Here is a 25,252-nt window from a genome sequence, read left to right as displayed (position 1 = left end):
CTGTGTATTTCATTTATTTTCGAAGAATAGGTGAAGTACACAGCTAAAAATCAGAAAAGATGAAGAAAATAGGATTATATATGTTGCTCTTTTGTACCATCATGCTTTCTACTAATGTTAGACAAGCTTTTGCACAAGGAAATAAAGACGAGGTTTTACCTTATCGTGAAGAAAATGGGTACATGATTATACGCGCAAATGTTGGGGGAACAGAAGGTGACTTTCTGTTAGATTCAAGAGGAGCTGTTGCGCTAACAGAAGAAGCGGCTACTGATAGAGCAATAAAGATTGACGCAGTAAAAGGAGAATATGCCCGTACAGATGACTATCAATTGGCTGGAAAAGGAACTGCACAGGGTTTCTTTATTGGTAAAACCGTGTATAAAGAGAAGGTTAATGTGATGATCCTTAAAGCCAATGCCTTACTTCAAAAATTAAAAGTTGACGGTGTAATTGGTTTTAATGCGTTTACAAATTCGGTATTGACCATCAATAGTCATGCAAAAACCATTACATTATCAGAACCTTATAAGCCTGCATATATGAATTTGGCTAATCGGTCAGACGCTAAACTAACGGTAGGTGGATTGTTTGTAAAGATAAACGTCAATGGTAAAGAAATCATGGCACTGACTGATTTTTATGAGGATAAGCCACTTATTCTTGCTGCAACAGATTTTGAAACCGTAGGAACAAAATCAGCAACGGTTAAATTGATCAATCAATCTTTTGAAAAAATCACGGTAATAAAAGGTACTGATAAACAACAGTACTCGATCATTGGAAAAAGTCTGCTCAACAAAGGTGTGATCTCTTTTGATGTACAGCGTAGCAAATATTATTTCCAACCCTTTGGACAAGGCGAAGAACAAGTTGCTCCAATCACAAAGGATGCTTCCATAGTTATTGTTCCCGGTAAAGTGAATAGCATTGATAAAACGTATTTCCGTGAACATATTTATGATTATAAGCAAGATAAAGAATGGAAATTCAAAGGAGATAAACCCGTTGTTATTGACTTCTGGGCGACATGGTGTGCTCCATGTATGAAATTGATGCCTGCTATGGAAGCCTTGGCTGCTAAATATAAGGATAAGGTGATTTTTTGTAAAGTCAACATTGATAAAGAAGGTGAATTGAGACAAGTGTTTGGTATTAACGCTATCCCGCTCTTATACTTTGCTCCTGTCAAAGGGGATGTGGTTAAGGTATTGGGTTTAGAAGATATCTCAAAAATAGAAGCACAGATTCAGCAACTTTTGAAATAGAAGCACCATGAAGTCAACACTAAAAAAGCTGTGTACCCCCCTTTTTGGAACCCTGCTTCTACTGAATGGAATTTCCCTTTCCTCTTACGGACAGGCAATAGCATTGTTGCCCGAAGGGTTTCATTTTGAGCCCGCACCGCAACATGCTGTAGTAACGAAAACCATTGCTGATATGATCGCCAATTATCATTATGAAAAAGTAACGATTGATGATGCGATGTCGACGAAAATTCTAGATCAATACTTCAGCAATGTAGACAAGGCGAAAACCCTATTTTTAGTTTCAGATATCAAAGAAGCCGAGCAGTATAAACGAACACTGGATGATGCGCTACGTAATGGTGATCCTAAACCAGCCTTTGATCTATTTTCTATTTATGCCAATAGATTGACAGGTAAAATGGACTATTGTTTGAACTTGTTGAAGACCAATGAGCTTTCCCAAACAGGAGAGTCCTTTATGCGTACCCGTGAAGACATGCCCAGATTTACGTCTTTACAAGAGGCACAACAGTATTGGGCACAGCAACTACACTACGAGATGCTATTACTGATGAGTAGTCAAAAAAGCAAAGAGGAAGCGAGGAAACTTTTGGTGCAACGTTATGATAAAGTAAAAAAACGTGTGGCGCGACTCAATAACGAACATGCGTTTTCCTTATTTTTAAATGCATTTACGGGAGCTATCGACCCGCATACCAATTATCTGTCACCCACAGTTGCGGATGGGTTCAATGCCAATATGAATAAAGCCTTGGTGGGTATTGGTGTGGAGCTGATGGTTCAGGATGAATATCCGACAATCAAAGCTCTTATAAAAGGCGGACCTGCGGAAAGAAGTGGAACTCTTGCCGTCAATGATCGTATCGTTGCTTTGGCGGATGGAGAACAAGGTGAATACAACGATGTGGTGGGTTGGGATCTGACAGAAGTGGCAGATAAAATAAGAGGAGAAAAAGGTTCCACATTACGTTTGCGGGTTTTACCCAATACCGCATCATTGGCTACGCAACCTCAGGAAATCCGTATTGTTCGAGATAAAATTGTTTTAGAAGATCAGAAAGCTAAAAGTGAAGTTGTATCGATTGGAACAGGAAAGCGGACAAAAAAAATAGGAGTTATTACCATTCCTAACTTTTACTTGGACATAGCAGCGCAACGTAAGGGAGATCCCAACTATGCTTCAACATCTAAGGATGTGAGGAGAATACTGGAAGAATTAAAAAAACAACATGTTGATGCCGTGATGGTCGACCTTCGAAATAATGGAGGTGGTTCTATGACAGAAGCCATAGACCTCTCAGGTTTATTCATATCCCGTGGTCCAGTCGTTCAATTGCAAGATGCTAAAAAACAGACCACTGTTTTTTCTGATCAAGATAGCACAGTTGCATATTCAGGGCCGTTAACCGTATTGGTGAATCACTTTAGTGCATCCTCTTCTGAAATATTTGCAGCAGCGATGCAAGATTATGGTCGAGGCGTTATTATTGGAGAAGAAACTTACGGCAAAGGAACTGCTCAAAATACCTATCCACTTAGTCAGCTCCTGAAAGAGCCGAACCAAAATCTAGGGCAATTGAATATGACTTTTTCTAAGTTTTATCGGATAAATGGTCGCAGCACGCAAAATTTAGGTGTGAGTCCTGATATTTTATTCCCAACCTTATCTCTTTCAATAGGAGAGAGAACCTTGCCAAACGCACTCAAATATGATGAAATTGAAGTTTCAAAATATACTCCTGTAGCTGACCTTCATAAAACGATAACAAAACTTAAAAGCGAGCATGATGGTCGGATGAAAAACAATTTAGATTATCGCTTTCTATTAGAAGATGTGCAGAAGCTGAAAGAAGTGATGGATCAAAAAACGTATGTATTGGATCAGGATAAATTTACCGCTTTACGTGTTGCACAACAAGAACAACAATTAAACAGAATGAATCAAAGAAGAAAAAACAAAGGTTTAAAGCCACTGACAAGCTTAGTGGGACAAACAATTGAAAAGGAAGACTTGATGAAAGAAGAGGCTTTAGCAGTTACTGCTGAACTCAGTTTATAGTCTAAATATCCTATGTATGTTGTTGCATTTTGGGAACTGCTTATGAGCAGCGATACATATCCACAGCATATTTGAAATTTAATACATAATCATATGCTTACAAGAAAGCCACATCGGAAGATGTGGCTTTCTTGTCAATCAGAAGGATCTAATTGTTTAATAGCTATTAATGGTGATCATGATCTTTTTCCATCAGATCCAATCCCATACCATAAGAAATATAGTAAGTATAACTCAGATAAGAGAAAAATCTGTCATTTTTATATGCGATCTATAGTTTGTGGACATATTATTCTATACGATTTTATGGTATAGATTTAAACCACACATCATTCTGAACTCAAGCCTATTACCAGCGGTATTGTAGTCTAGTTGTAAAGACATTATCCTTGATATCAGCTAGATAGTTTTTAAGACTTGTCTTCTCATTCTTTACCTGTTCGTTGTAAACGGTTAACTTCAAACGTTGGCTGACTTGATAAGTTAGACCATATCCGAGTGTATTGAATTTAACATCGCCATCATTCGTAAAGTTATCCAAAGCACCTATTGTTTGACCACTAGCTTTTGTGTTTGGATCGTACACATCATACGCCAATAGTGCGGTTAGTCCAGTTTTACCCAATACCTGCGTGAACCAAACATAATAACCATTAAAGGGCCTTCTATAGAGATCGGTGGCAGGTTGAGATGTAAAACTTCGACTCGCATATGGACCCTTGATATCAGCAGAACTGGCAACTCCAGGCTGATTACCCGTTACATACTCCGTTTTTAAACTGGTTGAGCCAAAGTCGTTGTCATATTGCACCTGCAAATTTGCACCATAATAACTCCTATCTATATTTTTCCCAATAAACTCATCACCAGTATGCGCGTTATATCCCAAATCGGTGGCTGTATAATAGGTTTTAGTATTATTACGTACAGATCCTTTGTAGACAGATCCTCCAAAAGCCAGATATAGTTTTTTTGCAGCTAGACTATCAAATTTGAAGAATAGATTACCAATATAATCAGCCTTGGAGTCATAGTCCTTGGCAGACTGTCCACTTCCATTGACAACTGCAAATTCGGCATTTAAAAATTTGAGCCCATTGACAGGATGAAAACCGACCATTGCGCCTATATCGCGCTCCCGTGGCATGATGGTCTGAAAAACCCGTGGACGTTCTGGAAAATCTCTATACCCAGATGAATATACGATCGAATATCCAAATGGTCTGTTGAACAAACCTGCAGTAAGATTGACGGATTTATACTTGGGATGACGCAATTGGATAAAAGCATCCATCAGTTGTACACCATCCTGTGTCGCATCAAGTTGAAAGACAACACTTGTATATTTATCCACCCGATCAATTTTTAATCGACCTCTCCTGATCATAAAACGGTGGTCAGCATTGGTGGAAAAATCACCACCAGAAAATGAAGTTACTCCAGGGGATTGCACTTTTTGAAATTGAGTCTGGAGGTACCCAGTAATCTTGATGTCATGTGGATCATAACTGGAGGGTGCGTTATTATTTTGTCCCCGAGAAAGGAGCGGAATAATTATTAATAAAAGCAATATTTTTTTCATCGGAAATAAAAGTAGTTGCTGAATGTTAATTTAATATTAAGAATATGTTAATTCTTCACGTGTAGTTAAATATCTACAATTTAGAACTAAATTTCAGTTACTTTTTGTCGTTTCTCTTCCGTTAATTTGATTCCAGAGATGAATGAAACAGCTACCAAAATTGCCATGCAAAAGTAGAGAAATATATTAAGAAGCTACAGTTTTATTTTTTTATCATCACCTGATTTAGCAGGAACGAACTTTAGATTTACGTTGAGATAGAATTGATTAGAGATTATTGAAAACCTTTTTGAAAGATTGGGGACAGCTATGCGCTTATGCTCCATTTGTCGGACTATAGCAATTGATGTATCGTAGCTGTTAAGGAAAACCGATATTCTCAAGCCAATAAAGTTAGTGGATGACGTGTTAAGATGAATTGGAATAATCTAAAAATTTTTGTTAATTACTATGTTTCAAACACTAACTAGATTATATTTTTTGGTAAATAACCTATTAAGATAAATTAATGCACACTTTATTACCCTTTTTCCTGGCCATGATTGCCGCCATTGTGTTGCTGAATATGCTAGCGACCAAACTGAAAATTGCTTATCCAATCGTATTAGTTGTAGCTGGATTGCTGGTCAGTTTTATTCCTGGTTTACCACCTGTAAAAATTGATCCTAACCTCATTTTTTTCATATTTCTACCACCGCTTTTATTTGAAGCCAGCTGGACCATTTCATTTAAAGAAATGAAAAAATGGTACCGTATTATCACCAGTTTTGCTTTTTTAGTCGTGTTTTTCACCGCATTATCTGTGGCAGTAGTCAGCAATTATTTCATTCCTGGTTTTACCATTGTATTGGGTTTTTTGCTTGGGGGGATTGTTTCTCCGCCAGATGCCGTAAGTACAGGCGCCATTACCAAATTTGTGAAAATCCCAAAATCGACCTCGACTATTTTAGAAGGCGAAAGTTTATTGAACGATGCATCATCCCTCATTATTTTGCGTTTTGCATTGGTCACGATTGGTACTGGGCAATTTATATGGGCTGAAGCTGCGACTAGTTTCATATGGATGGTGTTGGGAGGTGTAGGAATTGGTCTGTTATTAGGATGGATCTTTGTGCAGGTTCAGAAACGCCTTCCGACAGATGCACGCTCAGATATTGCTATTTCATTCATACAACCTTATATTATGTATTGGTTGGCTGAACAGGTGCACAGTTCAGGTGTATTGGCTGTCGTTGCTGGTGGACTGTATCTGTCTTCCAAACGACTTGTCTTTTTAAATAGTTCAAGCCGTATCCGAGCATATAGTGTATGGGAAAGTTTTGTATTTATTCTAAATGGTATTGTTTTCCTTATCATCGGTCTCGAACTTCCTGAAATTGTAGCAGGTGTTCGCGCCAAAGGCATTCCATTGGGTACAGCTATTGGGTATGGTGTGATCGTAACCGTCGTGTTAATTGCCGCTAGAATGATCAGCAGTTATGCCGCATTGATTACGACACTCATTTTTAGACGAAATGCACTCCCTCATGCGGCGAATAGGAAAAGACGCTTTCTAATGCCTCTCATATTAGGTTGGACGGGAATGCGTGGGGTGGTATCCTTGGCAGCAGCTTTGTCCATTCCTGTTACTTTGGATGACGGTTCAGCATTCCCACATCGGGAACTGATTTTACTCATTACATTTGTTGCTATTTTACTTACTCTATTAATACAGGGACTTACGCTTCCTTATATCATTAAGCGTAGCCGATTGTTTGATGATATTTTTAATGAGGAAGCCGAAGAAATCACCCGTTTAAAAATGAAGCAAGGATTGAAAAAGCATGTTTATACTTTTCTGAAAGATAAATATGACAATGAATTCAACGCTAATGCCATCATGGAAAAATTCCTAAAACATTGGGAAGAACGGTCGGAAGCCACCGATGATAATTGGATGAATGAAAAGACAAAACTCATTTTTATTGAATTACTCGAAAGCCAGAGAGCATACCTGACCGAATTGAACAAAGACCCGAAAATTGATGAAGAAATTATCCGTCAGCAACTGTATCAGCTAGATTTGGAAGAAGAGCGCCTGAAAATTGTATAAACACTTTAAGATATAAATAAACGATTTTAAATCATACAAGTAGTTTACTGGTTAAGGGGCTACATGAAGGAAAGCCATATCGGGAGATAAATTTTTGTTCAAAAAATCAAAAAGGGCCTAATTTTCATTAGACCCCTTATTCTGGCGTTTTGCTGTACAGTAAATTTTTTGTTTCCTATCGTTTCCTCTTTTTTGTTTCGTCATCCAAAGTTGATAAAGACATTTGGATTTTTTGCTGTACGACGTCATTTATATTTGGCGTCCTTTCAATGGAAAGGATGTTTTGTATCTGGTTTGTGTAATAAGAACAGTTGTCATTTAAAAAAGTTTAAAAAATTTTATTTTATTTTCAATTGTCAAAATTATAATGATAAATCCTTCTCTATGTAATATGGTTTTATTCTTCGTCCAATTTTTTTAGATCACTTGGTGAAAAATCAGAATCAGTATTTTCAATGAGCCATGATATAAAATCGCGACGCCCACCATTCAACCCACCATAATCCTTTATTATAATCACCAAAACCGATATTACTTTTTATTCCAGGTATTCGTTGAAGAAATGTTATCAGGTCTGTATGATCCGTATTTTCCATGTAGAAGTCTTTATTTGTGTTTTATTGGTGTTAGTTATATTCTCGTAATTTGCTTTTAACCAAAATTGAAAAACTTTATTGGAATTCTGAATAAATATAGGATCAAGAATAAGAAGATAAGTTCGAAACTATCTTGCAATTTTCACATTTGAAATCGTATAAACCATGTAATTGGGTTTTTAAATTCCATTTTTTTCCACAGTTTGGACATGGTCTATTTTGTTCATCTCCTTTGTACTTTTTATAATTGAACAAATAATAAAAGGTAGGAACAGCAGTTTGCTCTTCAATTTGTTTACATATGACAACTCCTTGTTTCGAAAGTTGAGAAGATAACTCTTGCATTTGATTTAATGCCCAACGCTCTCCGACTTCACAGTTCATTTGTAGACTATCACAAGATTGATAATTTGTTTCCCAACCTAAAATGGGCATATAACCATCATCTTTATATTTTGGAAGAGTATATAGAGGAACCGAATTGTTGCAAGTCCCACAAGTAAGTGGAGATTCGATCGTGATATAATTGGTTATCAGTATATAAAACTCTGGTTTTTTACAGCGACAAGCTCCAGTATAATTCTTATAGGTTTTACCTTTAGTTTCAATTGAAATAGTTGATTTCGCCAATAGCTGAATTTTCTCAATTTGATTATTGACGTACTTATTGTTATTCTTTGCTTTGAGAGAATCCTTCTCAAGCGAAAATGGCAGGGAAGATATCCGATTATTTTGCAAAAATTGAGATTCTATTTTTCCTTGTGTTTGTCCGTTACTTCGATAAAATGCCATCAATAGATTGAAATCATCAACAAGCGTGTCTTTATCGACATTTGACTTTATTTCTAAAGATATTTCATGTACGTACATCTTTCTTGGTTTTGTGAAATTTAAATATTTAGGTTCTATTTATTTCTGATCTGGGATCAATAGGTTTATAAGGTTACTTGTAGTCTACAACAAAAAAATCATCTATCAACTCACCCTTTATGGAATAAGATAAAGCATAATACCCAATTTTAACTTCTTTATGAAAAATATAAACTTGAAAAGAATGTAAACCCAAATCAGTTTTATGATGACTCAAACTATACAATCTAATTGTTACATCTTTACTTTTAAGATTCAATTCATCCTTTGAGTTTTTTTTCAATACATGAATGAAATTGTTTTGAATAGCATTTTTTATTTGATACTTTTCAATAAACCAATTTATTTCTTCATTTATAACTTTAATTTTTTCTTCCATAAATACATAGATTATATAAGTGATCTTAGAATATAATCCACTTTATTCCTGATGAATTTACAGATTTCAGTTGACGCTTACAAACTCACCCTCTCATTTCCGCCACTTACCGAGTTTTTCCTATTACTGGTCTAAAGGTCATAGGCTAGAGGTGATGTATACTGTACTTTTGAATCAACAAATAAGAACAAAAAAACTAACACAATTAAAATAAAGAAATTATGAACACTTTAATAAAAACATTCGCAGCAGCAGCCTTGATCGCAGTATCTACATGGACAACGGCAGCAGAGAAACCAGAGAAAGGAATCGTTAATCTTTCTACAGCAGACTTCGCTATTGATAATTACGTCGCGGTTATGACCGAAGGACAATCCGTAGGAGTAGAGCAATTGTTTGCTTCCGATTTCAACCAAAAAGTACAAACAGAAAATGCAAAGACCAATAGCCGTTCAGAAGTGATCAACTTTTTAAAAAGACAAAAAGGAGAGAAGTTGAACTGTAAAACAACCACAACGATCATCGAAGAATCTGCAGATTATATGCTAGCTAAAGTAACCATGCAGTTTGAAGGTTTTACTAAGACAGATCTAGTGACGTTAATCAATGAAGGTGGAAGCTGGAAGGTGTCTAAATCTATTAATTCCTATAAGTAGTTTAGTGTTATAATATCATATGTTAAGGGAAAGTCACATCGAGAGATGTGGCTTTTTTTACTACTAATTTTCTAAAAAAATACACAAGCTCTTTAAACTCTTACCTGTGATCTTCTGTATAAATTCAGTTTAACAATCGTGTATGCTAGCGGGTCATATTTATACATATTAACTAGAGATTTCTCAGTTCCTCATAAACCAACTACTTTAGGATGATTGATCAAATAATTTTTCGTAGCATAAAGGGATCTTGAATAGGTCTTTTATAAAAAAATTTATTCATGCAAAACCAATACAGCTTTGACCGATTTATTCAAGATTTCATTAACAGTACTACTAGCAAATAATCGGTAGATGATATTATGATTACGTTTCACCAAACATAGAATATCAGTTTCGTTCTCTCCAATAAAATCAATAATTCCATTTGAAGCTTTTACATCATCATCGACATAATTAAAGTGAATCTCTACTGAAGGAAGCAGACTTTTCATTTTCTTTTCGCCATTCCTGATCACTTTGACTTCCATATCTTTTTCAGAAATATGAAGTACCTCCAGTTTTTTGGGATTAGAAATTTTCAATATCTCATTTAATGCTTTGACGTCTCGTATCGAGAGCTTGGTCGTTTTGTAGTCCGTGGCCAAAGTCACAATAGGCTTAGCGGACAAAGTACTTTCTAATGGTACGATAAGTGTAGGGATACGCATTTTTGTCACCGCCATACTGGCATTGCTCCCTACAAGGCCTTTTATACCTGTTGCGCCCGTAATCCCCATGATCAAAAATGACACCGCATTGTATTCTACGTACTTGGAAATCACAGTTCGCAAAAAACCAACATCACACACAGTTGTAATCTTTATATGTTCAAATCCACTTTTTTGAACTAATTGATCCACCCATTCATGTAATGCTATTCTTTTTCTAGCATAATAATCTTCTATAAAAATTGCATTATATGTACTGTTATTTATACCCTCGGTGGGGTGTATAGCATGAATAACGGTAATTTCCATTTGCAGTACCTGGGCTAAAGACAAAGCATATCTAAAGGCATTACTTGCACTGTTTGAAAAATCTGAGGCAACCAGTATTTGTTTCATTTTTTTTAGTTTGAATGCAAATCAGTTATAAATCTGACTTATTAAATAAATAGATGAAAGACTACAAATAATAATAAAGATAATAATATAGAAACAGGTAGGGTCAATACCCAAGCCAGACCAATATTCTTCAAGGTACCTTTATTTAAATTGCTCTTTCCTCCCGACGCAACCATTGAACCAGCAATGCCGCTCGATAAAACATGCGTAGTACTTACTGGCAAACCCAAGAGTGTACTAATACCAATGGTGGAAGCGGCAACAATTTCGCTCGAGGCTCCTTGAGCATAACTTAAATGCTCATTACCTATTTTCTCACCAATGGTGACCACGATCCTTTTCCATCCGATCATCGTACCTAATCCCAGTGCAAAAGAGATCGTCAATATAACCCAGATAGGGGCAAAATCTGTTATTTTTTTAAGTTCGCTGAGTTGATGATCGAGTTTATTCTGGTCTGTATGGTCAATTATTATTGATTTATTAGCCTCCAAAGCAACAATAGATTTAACTAGATTTTCCACCTGTCTTCTAAATTTATAAGTGCTTTTTTTATCTGTTTTGCTTCTATCGGACAAATTTGTTTTTACTGTTTCTATATCATCATATAACTTCACGAATGTTGCATTTCTAAGACTATTGGAAGTAGAGACTGTCTGTATAATACTTTTAGTTTCATCAAGTATCGATACGATGTGTCCATCCGAGATATGATGATTAATTGCAAAACGTGCAGGTAAAAACGCAATCAAGATCAACATAAAAAGTCCAACACCCTTCTGACCATCGTTACTGCCATGAAAAAAACTAACTAGAGTACAAGTTATGATCAATATCCCCCTTATGAGCAGTGGAGGTCTATCATTTTCACCTTGTGGAATATGGAAAAGCGCAGGATACCGAATGACACGTTTTAAAAAATACATCAACAATACTGCCAGCCCAAATCCGATTAGCGGAGAGAGGATAAGCGATAGGCCAATTTCTTCAACTTTATGCCAATTGACACCACTACCACCATAATACCATGTAAAACCTAATCCTGCTCCGATTAATGCACCAATAAGCGTGTGGGAACTTGAACATGGAATTCCGAGATACCATGTTCCGAGATTCCAGATAATAGCAGCAAGTAAAACAGAGAGTACCAGACATGCTCCAACTTCCACGGGCAAGGTCATCAATGTATCCATAGGAACAAGTTTTAAGATCCCCATAGCGACAGCAATACCGCCAGTAAAAACACCTAAAAAATTCCAAAACCCCGACCAAGGAATGGCGATAATGGGCTTAAGTGCTTTGGTATAAATCACGGTTGCTACCGCATTTGCGGTATCATGAAAACCATTTACAAATTCAAATGCAACTACTGCAAACAAGCATAGCCCAAAGACAATTATAAGACCAGTGGTCAAATCAGTTTCACCTAAAAAGGGAATAATTTTGCAGAAATGCATAGTGTTCTTTTTATTTTTTTATAATATTAAGTCTATCATTTGTGGACACTTATCGTATACCATTTTATTACATAGATTTAAGTCATAGGTTATTTAAATTTTTATCTGTTCATTATAAACTGTTCGCTTCAACCCTTGACTGAGTTGATAAATTGAATCATATTTGGGTATGTTGAATGTAACATCAGCAATAGAAAATGGTTTCACTCCAGTAGATTTCATTTTTTGAAATTGATTTAAGAAACACTGAATAATCTTAATATGGTGTAGCCCGTAACTTAAGGGCTCATTATTATTTTGTCTCCTAGAAAGGTGCGGGATAATTATTTTTATTAAAAGCAATATTTTGTTCATCTACAATAAAAGTACTCGTCGAATATTACCTGAATGTCAAGGAAATATTAACTTTTTTGATGCCGTTGGAGACATCAATAGAATTGCACATAGAAGACTTTGATAAATCTTTCTCTGGGTATTACAAACTCACCCTCTCATTTCCTACACTTACCGAGTTTTTCCTATAACTGGTCTAAAGTCCATAGGCTAGAGATGATTCATGCTGTACTTTTGAGTCAACAAATAAGAACAAAAAACTAACACAATTAAAATAAAGACATTATGAAAACTTTAGTAAAAACATTCACAGCAGCAGCCTTGATCGTAGTATCTACATGTACAATGGCAGCAGAAAAACCAGAGAAAGGAATTGTTAATCTTTCTACAGCAGACTTCGCTATTGATAATTACGTCGCGGTTATGACCGAAGGACAATCCGTAGGAGTAGAGCAATTGTTTGCTTCCGATTTCAACCAAAAAGTACAAACAGAAAATGCAAAGACTAATAGCCGTTCAGAAGTGATCAACTTCTTGAAAAGACAAAAAGGAGAGAAGCTGAACTGTAAAACAACCACAACGATCATCGAAGAATCTGCAGATTATATGCTAGCTAAAGTAACCATGCAGTTTGAAGGTTTCACCAAAACAGATCTTGTAACGTTGATTAATGAAGGTGGAAACTGGAAGGTGTCTAAATCTATTAATTCCTATAAGTAGTTTAATGTTATAATATCATATGTTAAGGGAAAGTCACATCGAGAGATGTGGCTTTTTTTGTTAACTGAAACATTCTTTACATGGTGTATCTTTTTCTAGATTATACGGTATAAGATTTAGTCGATCCAGACTATATAGTCAACTTTATGGATATTAGCGAACAAATAGCTATTTTTTATTACAAGCAGAGAAAAATTTAAAATCGTTGTTGCGATAAATGAGATAAACAATCATTGTAACTAAAAGACTAGTGTATTATCTATTTTGGACAGTATGCAATAGATTCTAAAGATTTCCATTCATGTTCAATATTTTCCATGAGTATAGCATTATCGAATTGAATGGTACCTTCAGGAAATAAGTCCCGATTTTCAAAAAAACTAGATTTTATTTGTTCCACATGGAGTGGTTTTATTTGCCATTGGTAAGTTTCTAGCTTGAGACCATCAAAGTCTCTGCCATTTGGTGAATAGCCAATGGCCCCCTTTTTAAAGAATGAAGATACATTATCCAAGTTTTCAAATATCGAATTCTTATTTAACTTGTCCGTTATCTTTGCGTCAACTAAGATGCTGGTATTGTCGGAACTTTTAAAGTCCAAATGATAGCATCCATCTTTTTCAGCTACATTAAATTTTGCTAAATGATGCTTCCCTGGAAAGAGCTTTCCTCCCACTAATGCATTTAGTTTTAAAGAAGTATCTCTCCTAGGAATGTACACACCTTCTTTTGTTTCTCCATTTTCGTCCCATTCTACTGTAATTCTATGCGCTGCATTTTCCGAATTCACGCCTGGAAAACTTGGAAAACCCTTAGGTTTGATATTTTTCAGACGAATAAGACATATGCCTACGATGGCTTTACCCTGATACAATTTGGGGCGAAAGGGTAGAGGCAAGATCCTTTCTATATACATGGGATCAACGGTATAGTTGATGAGCATACGCCTCTCGATAAATCCATGGATGTTCGGTATTTTCATTGTAAAATTTTAGTTGATCTCACTTGTTAGTATATACTGTTCTAATTCTTCAATTAAAATTGGTGTCCACATATATTGAAGTTAATAAATTATTCTTTCCTTCTATGGCATTTGCTAGGTTAACAATCGAAGTAGATTACCTAGGATCTCATGTTATTTTGATTTCTACTCATACGTTGTAAAACAAAACCAAAATATGGAAATATGCCTGCCTGAAGCCCAAATATGATTAAATTAAATCTGTTGCTTTTAGTAATAAAAGCTAACCAATCATTTTCAAATAATGCTAAGTATAAGTAAATCGTTACTAAAACAAAGTGTGTAAATAATGGCATATTAATTTTGTTTATCATATATACTACTACATTTATTTTTTAATGAAACTGAACAGAAAGCTTACACTCTAACTTTCCACCTTATTCGAAACACTCTTGAATAATACTATTTTACAAAAATAATGAATCTATTTTTAATGTTAATCAGATGACTTGGAGACGTATTTCTTTTTTGAATGTTTAAGTTATAGAATATTAGAAAAACTTAGATTTTCTAGATGAATTTCTATAGGAAGACATAAATGTTTTTGTTAACTTCACATACTATTATAAACTAAATCTACTTAAAATATTAAGGTATGGAAAACTACCCAATTCCAGAAAACGAATTGGAACGTATCCAGCGATTAAAGTCCTATGAACTTTTGGGACTGGGTAAGGATCCCGATCTTGACGTATTCGCTCAGGCTGCGTGTCTTATTACAGATTGCCCTGCTTCCCTTATCGCGATGATGGAAGAGGATACTCAACGGATTCAAAGCTGTGTGGGATTGAAATTGGAAACTGTGGAAAGACGCCATACAGTATGTCAGTATACCATTATGAATAAAGAGATCCTTGTTATAGAAGACACCTTCCAAGATCCGAGATCATCGACTAATCCATTGATTCAGGAAGGAAATATTCGCTTCTACGCAGGAGTACCATTATTAGATGAAGATGACAATCCTTTAGGAACCATATGTGTGATCGACTTTAAAGTCAAATCTCTTAGTGCAAACCAAATAGATTCCTTGCAGCAATTGGGAAAAGCTGTTACTAAAATTCTTTTAGGTAAAAGAAGAAAAGTGCAAGCTGGATATTTTGAAGAGATCTTTCAGCTCACGAATAATATGATCTGTGTATTGGATGATCAATACCGCATCAAGGAACTTAATCCCGCTTTTACTGAAATTCTAAAGATCTCAAAATCTAAAGCAATGGGAGCATCTTTTTTTACTTTCCTAGATCATGATGATCAAGCTTTGCGAGATAAATTAAAGAAAATAGCTGAAATAGACCAAGGGATCCAGTATACGACCACCATGCCTCAACCTGACAGTCATGATATCATTATCGAGTGGCATTTTAAATATGATTATACTACGCATGAAGTGTTTGCATTTGGTCGAAATGTGACAACAGAGATAGAAGAAAAATTAAAGCTTGAAAATTCAGAACGTCGCTTTCGCAATTTCTTTGAGAATGCGATGGGCCTCATGAGTATGCATGACATGAATGGAAACATTCTTGCTGTAAATGAGAAAGGACGAAATCTTCTAAAATATTCAGAAGAGGAGATCAGAGGTCTCAATCTTAAGCAATTGGTTCCTGAACATCATTTAGATCCACTTAATAAATATTTAAAGCGTATTTATGAGAATAAAGAGGATTCAGGTATGATGATTCTTAATTCCAAAGATGGTCAAAAGACTTATTGGATGTATCATAATATGTTAGAGACAGACATCGATGGGAAAACCTATGTAGTAAGCACTTCTCTAAATATGACAGAAAGAATCCAGCTAGAAAATGATCTACTGCATACTAAACAGATATTAGAACATACCAATACTGTTGCACAAGTTGGGGGATGGGAAGTTAATCTGGAAGAGAGTAAAGTCTATTGGTCAGATTCAGCGAAATTAATTCATGGCGTAGATAAAGATTTTATTCCCGATTTTGAACATGCAATTGGATTTTATGAGGAAGAAAGTCAAGAAAAATTAAAAAAGGTTTTTGAGCAAGCAATCCTTGAGGCATGTCCATACGATATTGAATTAAGACTTCAGCAACAACAAAGTGGCGAATTAATTTGGGTACGTGTGAAGGGAATTCCAGAGTTTGAAAATGGAATTTGCAAACGGGTTTTTGGTATTATACAAAATATTGATTTTAGTAAAAACCTTTATTTGGAACTGGAGCGTAAAGAAGCGATGTTACAAGCCTTTGTAGATTATGTTCCTGCATCTGTAGCGATGTTCGATAATAATTTCCGTTATGTCTCTGTTAGCCATCAATGGATGGATGACTTTCACCAAGGAAAGACGGATATTTTAGATCAGAATTTGTTTGGATTGTTTCCGAATATTCCTGAGAGACGTAAAAAAATTTACTTTGATGCTCTTCAAGGTAAATCATATAAGAATGTGGATGAGATAATAGAGATAGAAGGACTTCCTAAATCTCAACATTTTAACTGGGAAGTGAGACCTTGGCATCTTTCTGATGGCAGTATTGGAGGAATTATTATTTTTACTCAAAATATTAGCGAATCAGTTAAAGTGAATCTTGAACTGAAAAAGGCTAAAGAATTGGCCGATTTGGCTAGTCAAGCAAAATCTGAGTTTTTGGCAAACATGAGCCACGAGATCCGAACACCACTGAACGGAGTAATCGGGTTTTCGGATCTTTTGTTGAAGACACCTCTGAATGATGTTCAGAAACAATACTTAAACTATATTAACGAGTCTGGAAATAGTTTATTGAATATCATAAATGATATATTAGATTTCTCAAAGATTGAATCTGGGAAACTAGAGCTGTACATTGACAAATTTAATATCTATGATTTGGCGCATCAGGTAATTAATGTTGTGTTATATCAGGCTCAGCGTAAAGACATCGAACTACTCCTGAATATCGAACAAGGTCTACCTCCTTATGTATGGATAGATGAGGCTCGTATTAAACAAGTTCTAATCAATTTACTGGGTAACGCTATTAAGTTTACGGAAAGTGGTGAAATCGAATTCAAAATTGAGAAATTATGCTTTGAAAATGACAAAATCAAATTGCGGTTTTCTGTTCGCGATACAGGTATAGGTATACCAGTTGAAAAACAACAACGTATTTTTGATGCTTTTACGCAAGAAGATAGTTCTGTGAGTAAACGATATGGGGGTACGGGTTTGGGACTTACAATATCCAATAATTTGTTGAAATATATGGGAAGCAAGCTCCATTTGGATAGTGAAGTTAACAAAGGATCTGTATTTTATTTTGATCTTGAATTCCTATATGAAGAAGGGGGGCAGGAAGAAGTCGATTTACCTTTGAATCGAGTGCTTATTGTTGATGATAATGCCAATAATCGTTTGATCATTCAACATATGCTAGCTTACAAAGGTGTAGGTCAGTGTTAGCTGAAAATGGTTTGGCGGCTCTGCAATTACTCATGAACCGGGAACGTTTTGATGTAATCTTAATGGATTATCATATGCCTATTTTTTCAGGATTAGAAACCATTGAGAAAATAAAAGAACTCTTCTGTACACAGAATGAAAGTATACCCCTTATTATATTACATACCTCATCAGAAGAACATGAGGTTATATCATCTTTTCGTCAAGAAGAACGATCATTTTGCTTATTAAAACCAATTAAATCTGACGAGTTATATTTCACGCTTTGTCGAGCTATACAACAGAATAAGTCTGATAATGAAATCGTGACTCAAGATTTGACATCATCCACATCAAATATTTACCAACAATATGCTCACGTACTTCTGGCGGACGATAATTCAGTAAATATGGCGCTTAACCTCCAAATGATGAAGTCAATTATGCCTAATGCACAACTTGTGGAGGTTGCCAATGGACAAGATGCTATACGTCAATGTACTCGTATAGCTTTTGATTTGATATTGATGGATGTACAGATGCCAGAAGTGGATGGTATTGAAGCTACTAAAAAAATACGTATGCTTCCTTTTTATCAAAATATACCAATTATAGGTATAACAGCTGGCAATGTTCAGGGTGAAAAGGAAAAATGTTTAGCTGCAGGGATGTCCGATTTTCTTTCTAAACCCATACGTCAGCATGAGCTGTATACTGTACTGCAGAAATTTTTACAGATAGCGTGTATAGAAGAAAGTCATGAATCGTTGAACGAACATTTGGATATGGCTACTTTGAAAGAACAGATTGGAGACGACCCTAGCTTTACGTCATTTTTCTTAGATTTAGTTGTAAAGGAAATTAAACAGGCAGCCAGTCATCTAAGAAATGCAAGGGAGTCACAAGATTTCAATAGCATGAAAATTGTTCTTCACAAATTACGTGGAACTTCATCCACTGCAGGACTTATTAAACTATCCAAGTTAACAGCAGATATGGAAGACGAATTATCATCAACCGATTCGATACCATTACTCGACAATATTGAACGAGAAATTGAAATTGGAATAAACCTAATTAGTAAACTTTTAAACACTCAATAGCATGTTGATTTTGATTGCAGAAGATGACGAATTAATATTACGTACAATTGAACATAAATTAGTAAAGGAAGGACATACTGTGATTTTGACCAGAAATGGTAAGGACGCGATCGAAAAAATTAGCGAGTTGGATTTAGATTTGGTCGTAACTGATATCATGATGCCATTTGCTTCAGGTATAGAGATTCTATCCGCTATACTTAGCTTGGGTAAAAAAACACCCGTGATTGTTCTTTCCAGTATGGGACAGGAAGAAGTTGTGATTGATGCATTCGGTTTGGGAGCTTCAGATTTTATGGTTAAACCATTCAGCCCAAATGAACTTCTTCTACGTATTAAACGCTTGACCAGCAAATAAGTTTATAACCTATGTTGCAGTTTATCACCATTCATGAACTCGTACTAGCAATTACCATTGTATTTATCCTGGTTTTACTATTGATCATAATAGTCTTACTTTATAGTGTATATAAGTACCGAGTCTTGCACAATAGACAAATTTGGACGCATATTATTGAAAGTAAGATTACATCGTTTATTGTTGAAGATCAAAACTTTTTAGATACAGATGAATCCTTTTTAAACCATCTTCAGGTGCCCGCATTCCGAAGTCTTTTTTTAGATCTTTTGGTGAAATCTGAACAGAAATTTTCTGGAGTAGCTCATGAGCAGATTACTCATATTTTTCAATTATTTCAATTGGAAGATGAGGCTTGGCGCAACCTGCATAAAAAGAAATCATATCTTATAGCAGGAGGTATTCAAGAATTAACCGCTATGCGCGTGGAACGTGCTTTACCAATGTTTATATCGCTACTTGCTCATCCACAGCAACATGTTTATCAAGAAGCTCAATATGCAATTGTTAGTTTTAAAGGCTTTGAGGGATTAAATTTTTTAGAGACCCTCGTTCAACCTTTATCTGATTGGCAACAACTCCGTCTATTACGATCGATCACTGATATTCCTAACTTACAGATATTCCGAATATATAGCTGGTTAGAAAGTTCTAATGCCTCGGTCACTATTTTTACACTTCGTCTTATCCGTAAGTTTCAACTTTTGTCATTTTATGAGGCTGTACTGAAACTTTTAAATCACTCGATGTTAACAGTAAAGATAGAAGTTGTTCGCACGTTACAGGCGCTAGAAAATATCGATACGGTCAATCAATTAATGGGATCATTTCCCCATCAGCCACAAAGTATTCAGATAGAGATCTTAAAAGCGTTGAAGGTGTCGAAGAATTTGCAGACAGAACAATTTTTAAAAGAACAGTTATGGCAGCATCCTGCAAATTCTATTAAGATTGCTTCTGCCGAAGTGTTAGTTTGTTTAGGTCAACGGCAGTATTTACGAGATATGGCTTGGGAGATCTCTACCCCAGCTCAGTTTAAACAGATTATCAACCATGCTTTGCAAGAAAAAATATGTTAGAGTTTGCGCATCTTGTATACGAAATAATTATTTGGATATTCCTGATATATTCAGTTGCCATATTGCTTATTTACTTATGGGTTGGCATATATGCCTATGGAGCAATAACACATTATAAAAATGATAATACTTTTACAGACTATACGCTTATAGCAACCAATATTAATGCACCTAGCTTTAGTCTTGTTGCTCCCGCATTTAACGAAGGTATGACTATCGTAGACAATGTACGATCGTTACTTTCTCTTTATTATTATCATTTGGAAATTATTATTGTCAATGACGGAAGTCGTGATGACTCTATGCAGCAGCTCATTAAAGCTTATGCACTTGAATCAGTCCCATTTTTTGTACAGGGAGATATTGAGACTAAAGAAATTCGAGGTATTTATAAGAGCAAAAATTCGGCATTTAAAAAACTCATTGTTGTTGATAAAGAAAATGGTGGTAAAGCAGATGCGTTAAATGTAGGTGTTAATATTTCTTCAGGGGATTATATCGTATGTATAGATGTTGACTGTATTCTGGAGCAAGATGCGCTTCTTAAGTTGGCAAAACCATTTCTGGAACAAACGGATAAGCGCGTTATCGCTTGTGGAGGAGTTATTCGTTTGGCCAATAATTGTAAAATTGAAAACGGAAAGGTTGTTGACATCAATTTACCAAAATCTTGGCTAGGTCGTACACAAGCGTTAGAGTATATTCGCGCTTTTATCTTAGGAAGGATGGCTTGGTCGAGAGCTTCTGGTTTGATCTTGATTTCAGGTGCATTTGGTGCATTCGACAAGCAAATTGTGTTGGCTTGTGGTGGATACGATAAGAATACGGTTGGCGAGGATATGGAATTAGTCGTTCGAATGAGACGTTACATGGAAGAACAACGACTTCCATACGAAGTGGTTAATATTCCCGATCCATTATGTTGGACAGAAGCTCCTGAATCAAAAGAAGTGTTAAAAAAACAACGAAATAGATGGATGAGGGGCACGATGGAAACATTATGGAAACATCGTACACTTATGTTTAACCCTAAGTATGGCAGATTAGGGATGATAAGTATTCCTTATTGGTTTTTATTTGAATTTCTTGGACCCCTAGTCGAATTCGCAGGATACATCTTTTTTGTTATTTTTCTTATTCTAGGCATAATCAATTGGTCTTTTTTCTTTGCATTATTTGCACTGGTTATTTCATCAGGTATTCTGTATTCTATTTATGCTATATTAACAGATTTAGTAAGTCACCAAGTTTATAGTAAAAAGCAAGACCTTTCAAAATTGATTGTGACAGCTATTTTAGAACCACTTTATTTTCATCCAATTGTTGTTGGCGCCAGTGTAAGCGGTACGATAGATTTCTTTCGAAAAAAACACAGCTGGGGCGAGATGACAAGACAGGGGTTTCAGCAGACTGCTTTGGAGAAGTCATTTTTTAAGCGGTTAAGTATAAAGCTCAGCATCGCTTTGAAAAACTTTGGAACCATAGCGATGGTATTTCTGATTCTTTATATGTTTTCCATTGGAGTCGAGTGGTGGTGGTATAAACAACAATTTACGCAGTTAACCGTATCCAACAATGGGAGAGAGTTGTTTTTTGATAATTTGTACTTTGCTTTTCAAATACTAACTGGAGGAGGCTTAGTGTATCTCATTTTGTATTTAATCAGTTGTTCGTTGGCAAAAATACAGGTTATCATTCTGTATACCTTTATTGTGGTTATGCAATACATTCTGTTTTCATACTTTGCCGAATCTCGTAATTTACTTGGCGCGGATATGTTCTATTACAGTGCTGATGAGATGACGCATATCTTAGAAGCCAGTGGAATAATGAGTCTGACTAATATAGTTTTATTGATCGTATTATTGTTAATCACTTATATTCCAATATGGATTGCCTCCAAAAGACCACTTCATACAATTTATATAAGCTTAGCTGTATTCTTGATCGGTATTTTTGCTAATATTCTACCGATTGATAATCAAAAAAATTCTTTAGAAGAAAAGGATGAGTTTGTTCAAAATGCAGGACGTAGCAAATGGCGTTACTTTCTAAGTTCTAATGTTTCAAATTATATCGAAGAACATCCTGGAATATGGACAGCATGGGGAAATGAAGGAAGCGACTCTATAGGTCAAAAAGATGGTTTTCCCTTTCTTCGAAATGAGGATACAAAAGATATTCTAGGTACATATTTAAAAAAAACAATCGCTCCTCCAAATTTGGTAATTATTGTTGTAGAGGGACTAGGTCACGCCTATAGCTCACCTGCAGGTTATATTGGAAATTTCACTCCTTTTATAGACTCCTTGTCAAAAAAATCCTTATACTGGGAAAATAATCTCAGTTCTTCCGGTAGAACATTTTCTGTACTACCTACATTGACAGGATCATTACCCTTTGCTACTCACGGTTTTTTGGAACAAGATAGTTTGCCCCAACATTTCAATCTCTTTAATGTTTTGAAGAAAAATGGCTTTAGTACGGGTTTTTTCTATGGAGGGGATTCTCATTTTGATTTTATGGAAAAATTCATGAGGTATAGTCGAGTAGATACGCTTATTGACCAAAGATCTTTTACCATACCCTATAAAAAACTTCCAAAAAAAGGAGGGGAAAGTTGGGGATACGAGGATCAAGCCGTATTTAGTAAATTACTAGAAGTACAACATCCACAAACACAACCTTATTTTCATCTTTTGTTGACCTTATCTACTCATAATCCTTTTCTGATTAATAATGCAAATTATTACGAAAAACTTTTTGATCAACATGTGGCCAATTTAGCATTACCTCCAGATCATAAAAAATGGGTTTTAGAAAATCGGAAACAATTGGTATCTGTGTTAAATTTGGATGATGCATTACATCAGTTTTTCAAGGCTTATGAAAAAAGATCAGATTTCCATAATACATTATTTGTGATTACTGGTGATCATGCGATGCCGGAGATTCCTTTGCAAAATAAAATCGATCGCTATCATGTCCCATTAATAATCTATTCTCCTTTACTGAAGACAGCTCATACTTTTCAGTATACTGTGAGTCATTTCGATGTAGCACCTACTCTTTTAGCTTTTTATCGTGAAAATTATCAACTGCGTACACCTGATCAAGTGACTTGGATTGGAAGGGGCTTGAGTGAGGGATCATCCGTTAGGAATATGGGTATAGCGATGATGCAGAGTAAGAATCAATTAATAGATTTCGTATACAAAGATTATCATTTTGTAGATGGACAGCTTTATAAAATCGATCTACATCTTAATGAAGAACCTATTTCCAATAGTTCTGCAAAAGCATTACTTTCACAACATTTTGAAATATTTAAACAGAAAAATAGACAATTCTATAATAAAAAACAATTGCTGCCAGATAGTACTTATAGCAACTATTTCAACCAAGTTATATCAAAACATTAGAAGGTTTTGATATAACCAAAGGTAATGTCTAGTTGATTCCCCTTTTCTTTGGGTTTAAACTCTTGATTGTAATAGGTAGTAGATAGAGAAAAGAGGTTTGTACGGTTGATGGATAAATTATATTCGGCACCAACCTTAAATGTTTTTAACTTGTAAGTAGCATTATCCAATAGGTTGCTCCGGTTTTCTTCAGGGCTTAAACCAGTACCAATAACAAATCCTAAATAGTCATTAGCACCTTTTGTATAATATCGGATTGTTCCAGTATAAGATTGTGAAATGTTTTCTTGATTCGGAGTTAAATAAGTTTTGAGATTGAACCAGAAGTTTTGATAGTATTTTCCTATGGAAGCCGTATACATCCATATGTTTTTACTAAAGTATAATTGTCTGTATCCTAATTCGCCTTCGAAACTAAATGGTAAATTAGCATATAAAGATACTCCAGTTCTATATCTTGGAAAAATACCAACATTGTTTGAATATCCCGTACCTACGTATAGATAAAATATTTTAGATAGTCTAGGATAAGCTTCCAATTCAAATTGCAAACCATTATCTGCAAATTTATTCGCATAGTTTGTCTTAAAGATTATTGATCCTATTGGAGTTACTCTTTTATAACTTAGTCCCACAATATGCCAGTTATTTTCGAACTGTTTATCAAAGTGAACAAAATTATAATTGATACCTAAAGCATTTTTGGCAACATATTCTTGTATACTTTTAGATAACGCTCTTGCTTCCGTATGTTTAGGATTCAGTTTCAGTAATCTATCTACCGATTTTTCTGCACTTTCATAAGCATCATTACTGTAATCTATTTTAGATTTTAGCAAGAGTAGGTCTTGAGATGTTGGGTGTAATAAGATCCCCTTGTCGACAAGTGCAGTTGCTTTTAACGGTTGGTCGTTCCAATACTCTAAAGAACCATAAGCTAAGTAGAAATCTTCATCCTGTATATTCTGACTGTTCAGCTGTTCGAATATTTGCCGTGCTGAATCAATCTGGTTTGACCAAGCGTACAACCTGCCCAAAAAAATACTGATATCTGTATATTTAGGAGCCTTTTGCAAAGCTTGTTTACTAGTTTTTATTGCTTGAGTATAATCTTTTAATTCAAAAGCCTGTTTGCGTGCTTTTATAAAGAGGCTATCAGCAGTTAAATCAGTTTCCTGACAAACAGAAGATAATGGAAACAGAAATATACAAAGCAAAAAATAAAGAAATTTCTTCATTTCAGATAGATTGTTTAACATAGTTGGGTCAATACTTATTAAGAACTAAGTTAGTAAAATTAGTTTGACTATGAATTCTAATCCTAAAAAAACAAAAACTTTCAAAAATGAATTTATTGCACACATAAATGATTATTTATTGATAGAAAGCCACACCGCAGGCTATCGCTTTTTTAATCTTTCATTGAGTATGCTGAAAACCAAGACTCCCGCTCTATGTAGAAAAAGCGTGGATAGCATTTGGGTTATGGTACTGGTGCCTATAGCGCATTCTGAAGATTGGAAATTTAATCTACACTAATGCAAGACTTACTTCTAGTTTACCTAGTACTTTAAACGGACTTTATTCAAACCTCAAACGTACCTTGTTCGTTTTTGTTCGAACGAGGTACGACTAAGGTACGAATGAGGTACGAACCAGCTCCCTATTAGTTTACCAGTTGAACCCTCTGTCTTATACTTTTGGTGTCCAATTTTTTTTTAAATAAGATGACTTTGTCCTATTTATAA

At 35.2% G+C, this 25,252-nt stretch carries 20 protein-coding genes; 11 read left to right on the top strand and 9 right to left on the bottom strand.

The window, feature by feature from the left end; all coding sequences use genetic code 11:
• The first annotated feature begins 59 nt into the window (after positions 1-59).
• A complete protein-coding gene (locus tag LZQ00_RS11430) occupies positions 60-1,268 on the top strand; it encodes a thioredoxin domain-containing protein (RefSeq protein WP_234509421.1) in 1,209 nt (402 codons plus the stop codon).
• 7 nt (positions 1,269-1,275) lie between these two features.
• A complete protein-coding gene (locus LZQ00_RS11425; protein WP_234509420.1) occupies positions 1,276-3,330 on the top strand; it encodes a carboxy terminal-processing peptidase in 2,055 nt (684 codons plus the stop codon).
• A gap of 349 nt (positions 3,331-3,679) precedes the next feature.
• Here LZQ00_RS11425 and LZQ00_RS11420 read toward each other — a convergent pair whose 3' ends face one another.
• Complete coding sequence (locus LZQ00_RS11420; protein WP_234509419.1) at positions 3,680-4,912, bottom strand: porin; 1,233 nt, start codon at positions 4,910-4,912, stop codon at positions 3,680-3,682.
• A gap of 508 nt (positions 4,913-5,420) precedes the next feature.
• Between LZQ00_RS11420 and LZQ00_RS11415 the strand changes: the two genes are divergently transcribed.
• Positions 5,421-7,004 (top strand): Na+/H+ antiporter, encoded by a 1,584-nt coding sequence (locus LZQ00_RS11415; protein ID WP_234509418.1) that lies wholly within the window; start codon positions 5,421-5,423, stop codon positions 7,002-7,004.
• 452 nt (positions 7,005-7,456) lie between these two features.
• Here LZQ00_RS11415 and LZQ00_RS11410 read toward each other — a convergent pair whose 3' ends face one another.
• From LZQ00_RS11410 to LZQ00_RS11400, 3 genes are all read right to left on the bottom strand, one after another.
• Positions 7,457-7,600: a hypothetical protein gene (locus tag LZQ00_RS11410; RefSeq protein WP_234509417.1), complete on the bottom strand. Its 144-nt coding sequence runs from the start codon at positions 7,598-7,600 to the stop codon at positions 7,457-7,459.
• A 102-nt stretch (positions 7,601-7,702) separates the two neighbouring features.
• Positions 7,703-8,470 (bottom strand): DUF2310 family Zn-ribbon-containing protein, encoded by a 768-nt coding sequence (locus LZQ00_RS11405; RefSeq protein WP_234509416.1) that lies wholly within the window; start codon positions 8,468-8,470, stop codon positions 7,703-7,705.
• Between the two features lie 73 nt (positions 8,471-8,543).
• Entirely contained in the window at positions 8,544-8,849 is a 306-nt protein-coding gene (locus tag LZQ00_RS11400; protein WP_234509415.1) for a hypothetical protein, read from the bottom strand.
• A 221-nt stretch (positions 8,850-9,070) separates the two neighbouring features.
• Here LZQ00_RS11400 and LZQ00_RS11395 point away from each other — a divergent pair, with 221 nt between their 5' ends.
• Positions 9,071-9,505 (top strand): nuclear transport factor 2 family protein, encoded by a 435-nt coding sequence (locus LZQ00_RS11395; RefSeq protein WP_234509414.1) that lies wholly within the window; start codon positions 9,071-9,073, stop codon positions 9,503-9,505.
• A gap of 275 nt (positions 9,506-9,780) precedes the next feature.
• Here the strand turns inward: LZQ00_RS11395 and LZQ00_RS11390 are convergent, their stop codons facing one another.
• The 3 genes from LZQ00_RS11390 to LZQ00_RS18470 all read right to left on the bottom strand — a co-directional run bounded on the left by LZQ00_RS11390 (position 9,781) and on the right by LZQ00_RS18470 (position 12,290).
• Positions 9,781-10,611, bottom strand: a complete 831-nt coding sequence (locus LZQ00_RS11390; protein WP_234509413.1) for a universal stress protein — start codon at positions 10,609-10,611, stop codon at positions 9,781-9,783.
• Between the two features lie 41 nt (positions 10,612-10,652).
• Entirely contained in the window at positions 10,653-12,068 is a 1,416-nt protein-coding gene (locus LZQ00_RS11385; RefSeq protein ID WP_234509412.1) for an inorganic phosphate transporter, read from the bottom strand.
• Between the two features lie 93 nt (positions 12,069-12,161).
• Entirely contained in the window at positions 12,162-12,290 is a 129-nt protein-coding gene (locus LZQ00_RS18470; RefSeq protein ID WP_262910908.1) for a hypothetical protein, read from the bottom strand.
• Positions 12,291-12,686: 396 nt separating this feature from the next.
• On the opposite strand from LZQ00_RS18470, the gene LZQ00_RS11380 reads away from it, so the two are divergent.
• Positions 12,687-13,121: a nuclear transport factor 2 family protein gene (locus LZQ00_RS11380; protein WP_234509411.1), complete on the top strand. Its 435-nt coding sequence runs from the start codon at positions 12,687-12,689 to the stop codon at positions 13,119-13,121.
• Positions 13,122-13,380: 259 nt separating this feature from the next.
• On the opposite strand, the gene LZQ00_RS11375 is transcribed toward LZQ00_RS11380, so the two are convergent.
• Entirely contained in the window at positions 13,381-14,103 is a 723-nt protein-coding gene (locus LZQ00_RS11375; RefSeq protein ID WP_234509410.1) for a DUF2071 domain-containing protein, read from the bottom strand.
• Between the two features lie 634 nt (positions 14,104-14,737).
• Here LZQ00_RS11375 and LZQ00_RS11370 point away from each other — a divergent pair.
• Genes LZQ00_RS11370 through LZQ00_RS11350 form a run of 5 tightly spaced genes read left to right on the top strand, consistent with a single transcriptional unit; the run spans position 14,738 to position 23,504 of the window.
• Positions 14,738-17,563: a PAS domain S-box protein gene (locus tag LZQ00_RS11370; protein WP_234509409.1), complete on the top strand. Its 2,826-nt coding sequence runs from the start codon at positions 14,738-14,740 to the stop codon at positions 17,561-17,563.
• Positions 17,557-18,645: a response regulator gene (locus LZQ00_RS11365; protein ID WP_234509408.1), complete on the top strand. Its 1,089-nt coding sequence runs from the start codon at positions 17,557-17,559 to the stop codon at positions 18,643-18,645. The genes LZQ00_RS11370 and LZQ00_RS11365 overlap by 7 nt, the downstream gene beginning before the upstream one ends.
• A 1-nt stretch (position 18,646) precedes the next feature.
• A complete protein-coding gene (locus tag LZQ00_RS11360; RefSeq protein ID WP_234509407.1) occupies positions 18,647-19,003 on the top strand; it encodes a response regulator transcription factor in 357 nt (118 codons plus the stop codon).
• Positions 19,004-19,014: 11 nt separating this feature from the next.
• Complete coding sequence (locus tag LZQ00_RS11355) at positions 19,015-20,082, top strand: hypothetical protein (RefSeq protein ID WP_234509406.1); 1,068 nt, start codon at positions 19,015-19,017, stop codon at positions 20,080-20,082.
• On the top strand, positions 20,076-23,504 hold the full coding sequence (locus LZQ00_RS11350) for a sulfatase-like hydrolase/transferase (RefSeq protein WP_234509405.1): 3,429 nt from the start codon (positions 20,076-20,078) through the stop codon (positions 23,502-23,504). Before LZQ00_RS11355 ends, LZQ00_RS11350 begins: the two co-directional genes overlap by 7 nt.
• Here LZQ00_RS11350 and LZQ00_RS11345 read toward each other — a convergent pair.
• Entirely contained in the window at positions 23,501-24,742 is a 1,242-nt protein-coding gene (locus LZQ00_RS11345; RefSeq protein WP_234509404.1) for a YaiO family outer membrane beta-barrel protein, read from the bottom strand. The genes LZQ00_RS11350 and LZQ00_RS11345 overlap by 4 nt on opposite strands.
• 70 nt (positions 24,743-24,812) lie before the next feature.
• Between LZQ00_RS11345 and LZQ00_RS11340 the strand changes: the two genes are divergently transcribed.
• Positions 24,813-25,043 carry a hypothetical protein gene (locus tag LZQ00_RS11340; RefSeq protein WP_234509403.1) on the top strand — a complete coding sequence of 77 codons (231 nt, stop codon included), beginning with the start codon at positions 24,813-24,815 and terminating at the stop codon, positions 25,041-25,043.
• The last annotated feature ends 209 nt before the right edge of the window (positions 25,044-25,252 follow it).

This window comes from Sphingobacterium sp. SRCM116780, assembly GCF_021442025.1.
Taxonomy (GTDB): Bacteria; Bacteroidota; Bacteroidia; order Sphingobacteriales; family Sphingobacteriaceae; genus Sphingobacterium.
Note: the sequence above shows the minus strand (reverse complement) of the source record. Positions and strands in the feature narration are given on the sequence as shown.

Excerpts from the sequence above, each read along its gene's own strand:
- LZQ00_RS11430 (WP_234509421.1), top strand. The coding sequence starts at position 60 with ATGAAGAAAATAGGATTATATATGTTGCTCTTTTGTACCATCATGCTT.
- LZQ00_RS11425 (WP_234509420.1), top strand. The coding sequence starts at position 1,276 with ATGAAGTCAACACTAAAAAAGCTGTGTACCCCCCTTTTTGGAACCCTG.
- LZQ00_RS11420 (WP_234509419.1), bottom strand. The coding sequence starts at position 4,912 with ATGAAAAAAATATTGCTTTTATTAATAATTATTCCGCTCCTTTCTCGG.
- LZQ00_RS11415 (WP_234509418.1), top strand. The coding sequence starts at position 5,421 with ATGCACACTTTATTACCCTTTTTCCTGGCCATGATTGCCGCCATTGTG.
- LZQ00_RS11410 (WP_234509417.1), bottom strand. The coding sequence starts at position 7,600 with ATGGAAAATACGGATCATACAGACCTGATAACATTTCTTCAACGAATA.
- LZQ00_RS11405 (WP_234509416.1), bottom strand. The coding sequence starts at position 8,470 with ATGTACGTACATGAAATATCTTTAGAAATAAAGTCAAATGTCGATAAA.
- LZQ00_RS11400 (WP_234509415.1), bottom strand. The coding sequence starts at position 8,849 with ATGGAAGAAAAAATTAAAGTTATAAATGAAGAAATAAATTGGTTTATT.
- LZQ00_RS11395 (WP_234509414.1), top strand. The coding sequence starts at position 9,071 with ATGAACACTTTAATAAAAACATTCGCAGCAGCAGCCTTGATCGCAGTA.
- LZQ00_RS11390 (WP_234509413.1), bottom strand. The coding sequence starts at position 10,611 with ATGAAACAAATACTGGTTGCCTCAGATTTTTCAAACAGTGCAAGTAAT.
- LZQ00_RS11385 (WP_234509412.1), bottom strand. The coding sequence starts at position 12,068 with ATGCATTTCTGCAAAATTATTCCCTTTTTAGGTGAAACTGATTTGACC.
- LZQ00_RS18470 (WP_262910908.1), bottom strand. The coding sequence starts at position 12,290 with ATGAAATCTACTGGAGTGAAACCATTTTCTATTGCTGATGTTACATTC.
- LZQ00_RS11380 (WP_234509411.1), top strand. The coding sequence starts at position 12,687 with ATGAAAACTTTAGTAAAAACATTCACAGCAGCAGCCTTGATCGTAGTA.
- LZQ00_RS11375 (WP_234509410.1), bottom strand. The coding sequence starts at position 14,103 with ATGAAAATACCGAACATCCATGGATTTATCGAGAGGCGTATGCTCATC.
- LZQ00_RS11370 (WP_234509409.1), top strand. The coding sequence starts at position 14,738 with ATGGAAAACTACCCAATTCCAGAAAACGAATTGGAACGTATCCAGCGA.
- LZQ00_RS11360 (WP_234509407.1), top strand. The coding sequence starts at position 18,647 with ATGTTGATTTTGATTGCAGAAGATGACGAATTAATATTACGTACAATT.
- LZQ00_RS11355 (WP_234509406.1), top strand. The coding sequence starts at position 19,015 with ATGTTGCAGTTTATCACCATTCATGAACTCGTACTAGCAATTACCATT.
- LZQ00_RS11350 (WP_234509405.1), top strand. The coding sequence starts at position 20,076 with ATGTTAGAGTTTGCGCATCTTGTATACGAAATAATTATTTGGATATTC.
- LZQ00_RS11345 (WP_234509404.1), bottom strand. The coding sequence starts at position 24,742 with ATGAAGAAATTTCTTTATTTTTTGCTTTGTATATTTCTGTTTCCATTA.
- LZQ00_RS11340 (WP_234509403.1), top strand. The coding sequence starts at position 24,813 with ATGAATTCTAATCCTAAAAAAACAAAAACTTTCAAAAATGAATTTATT.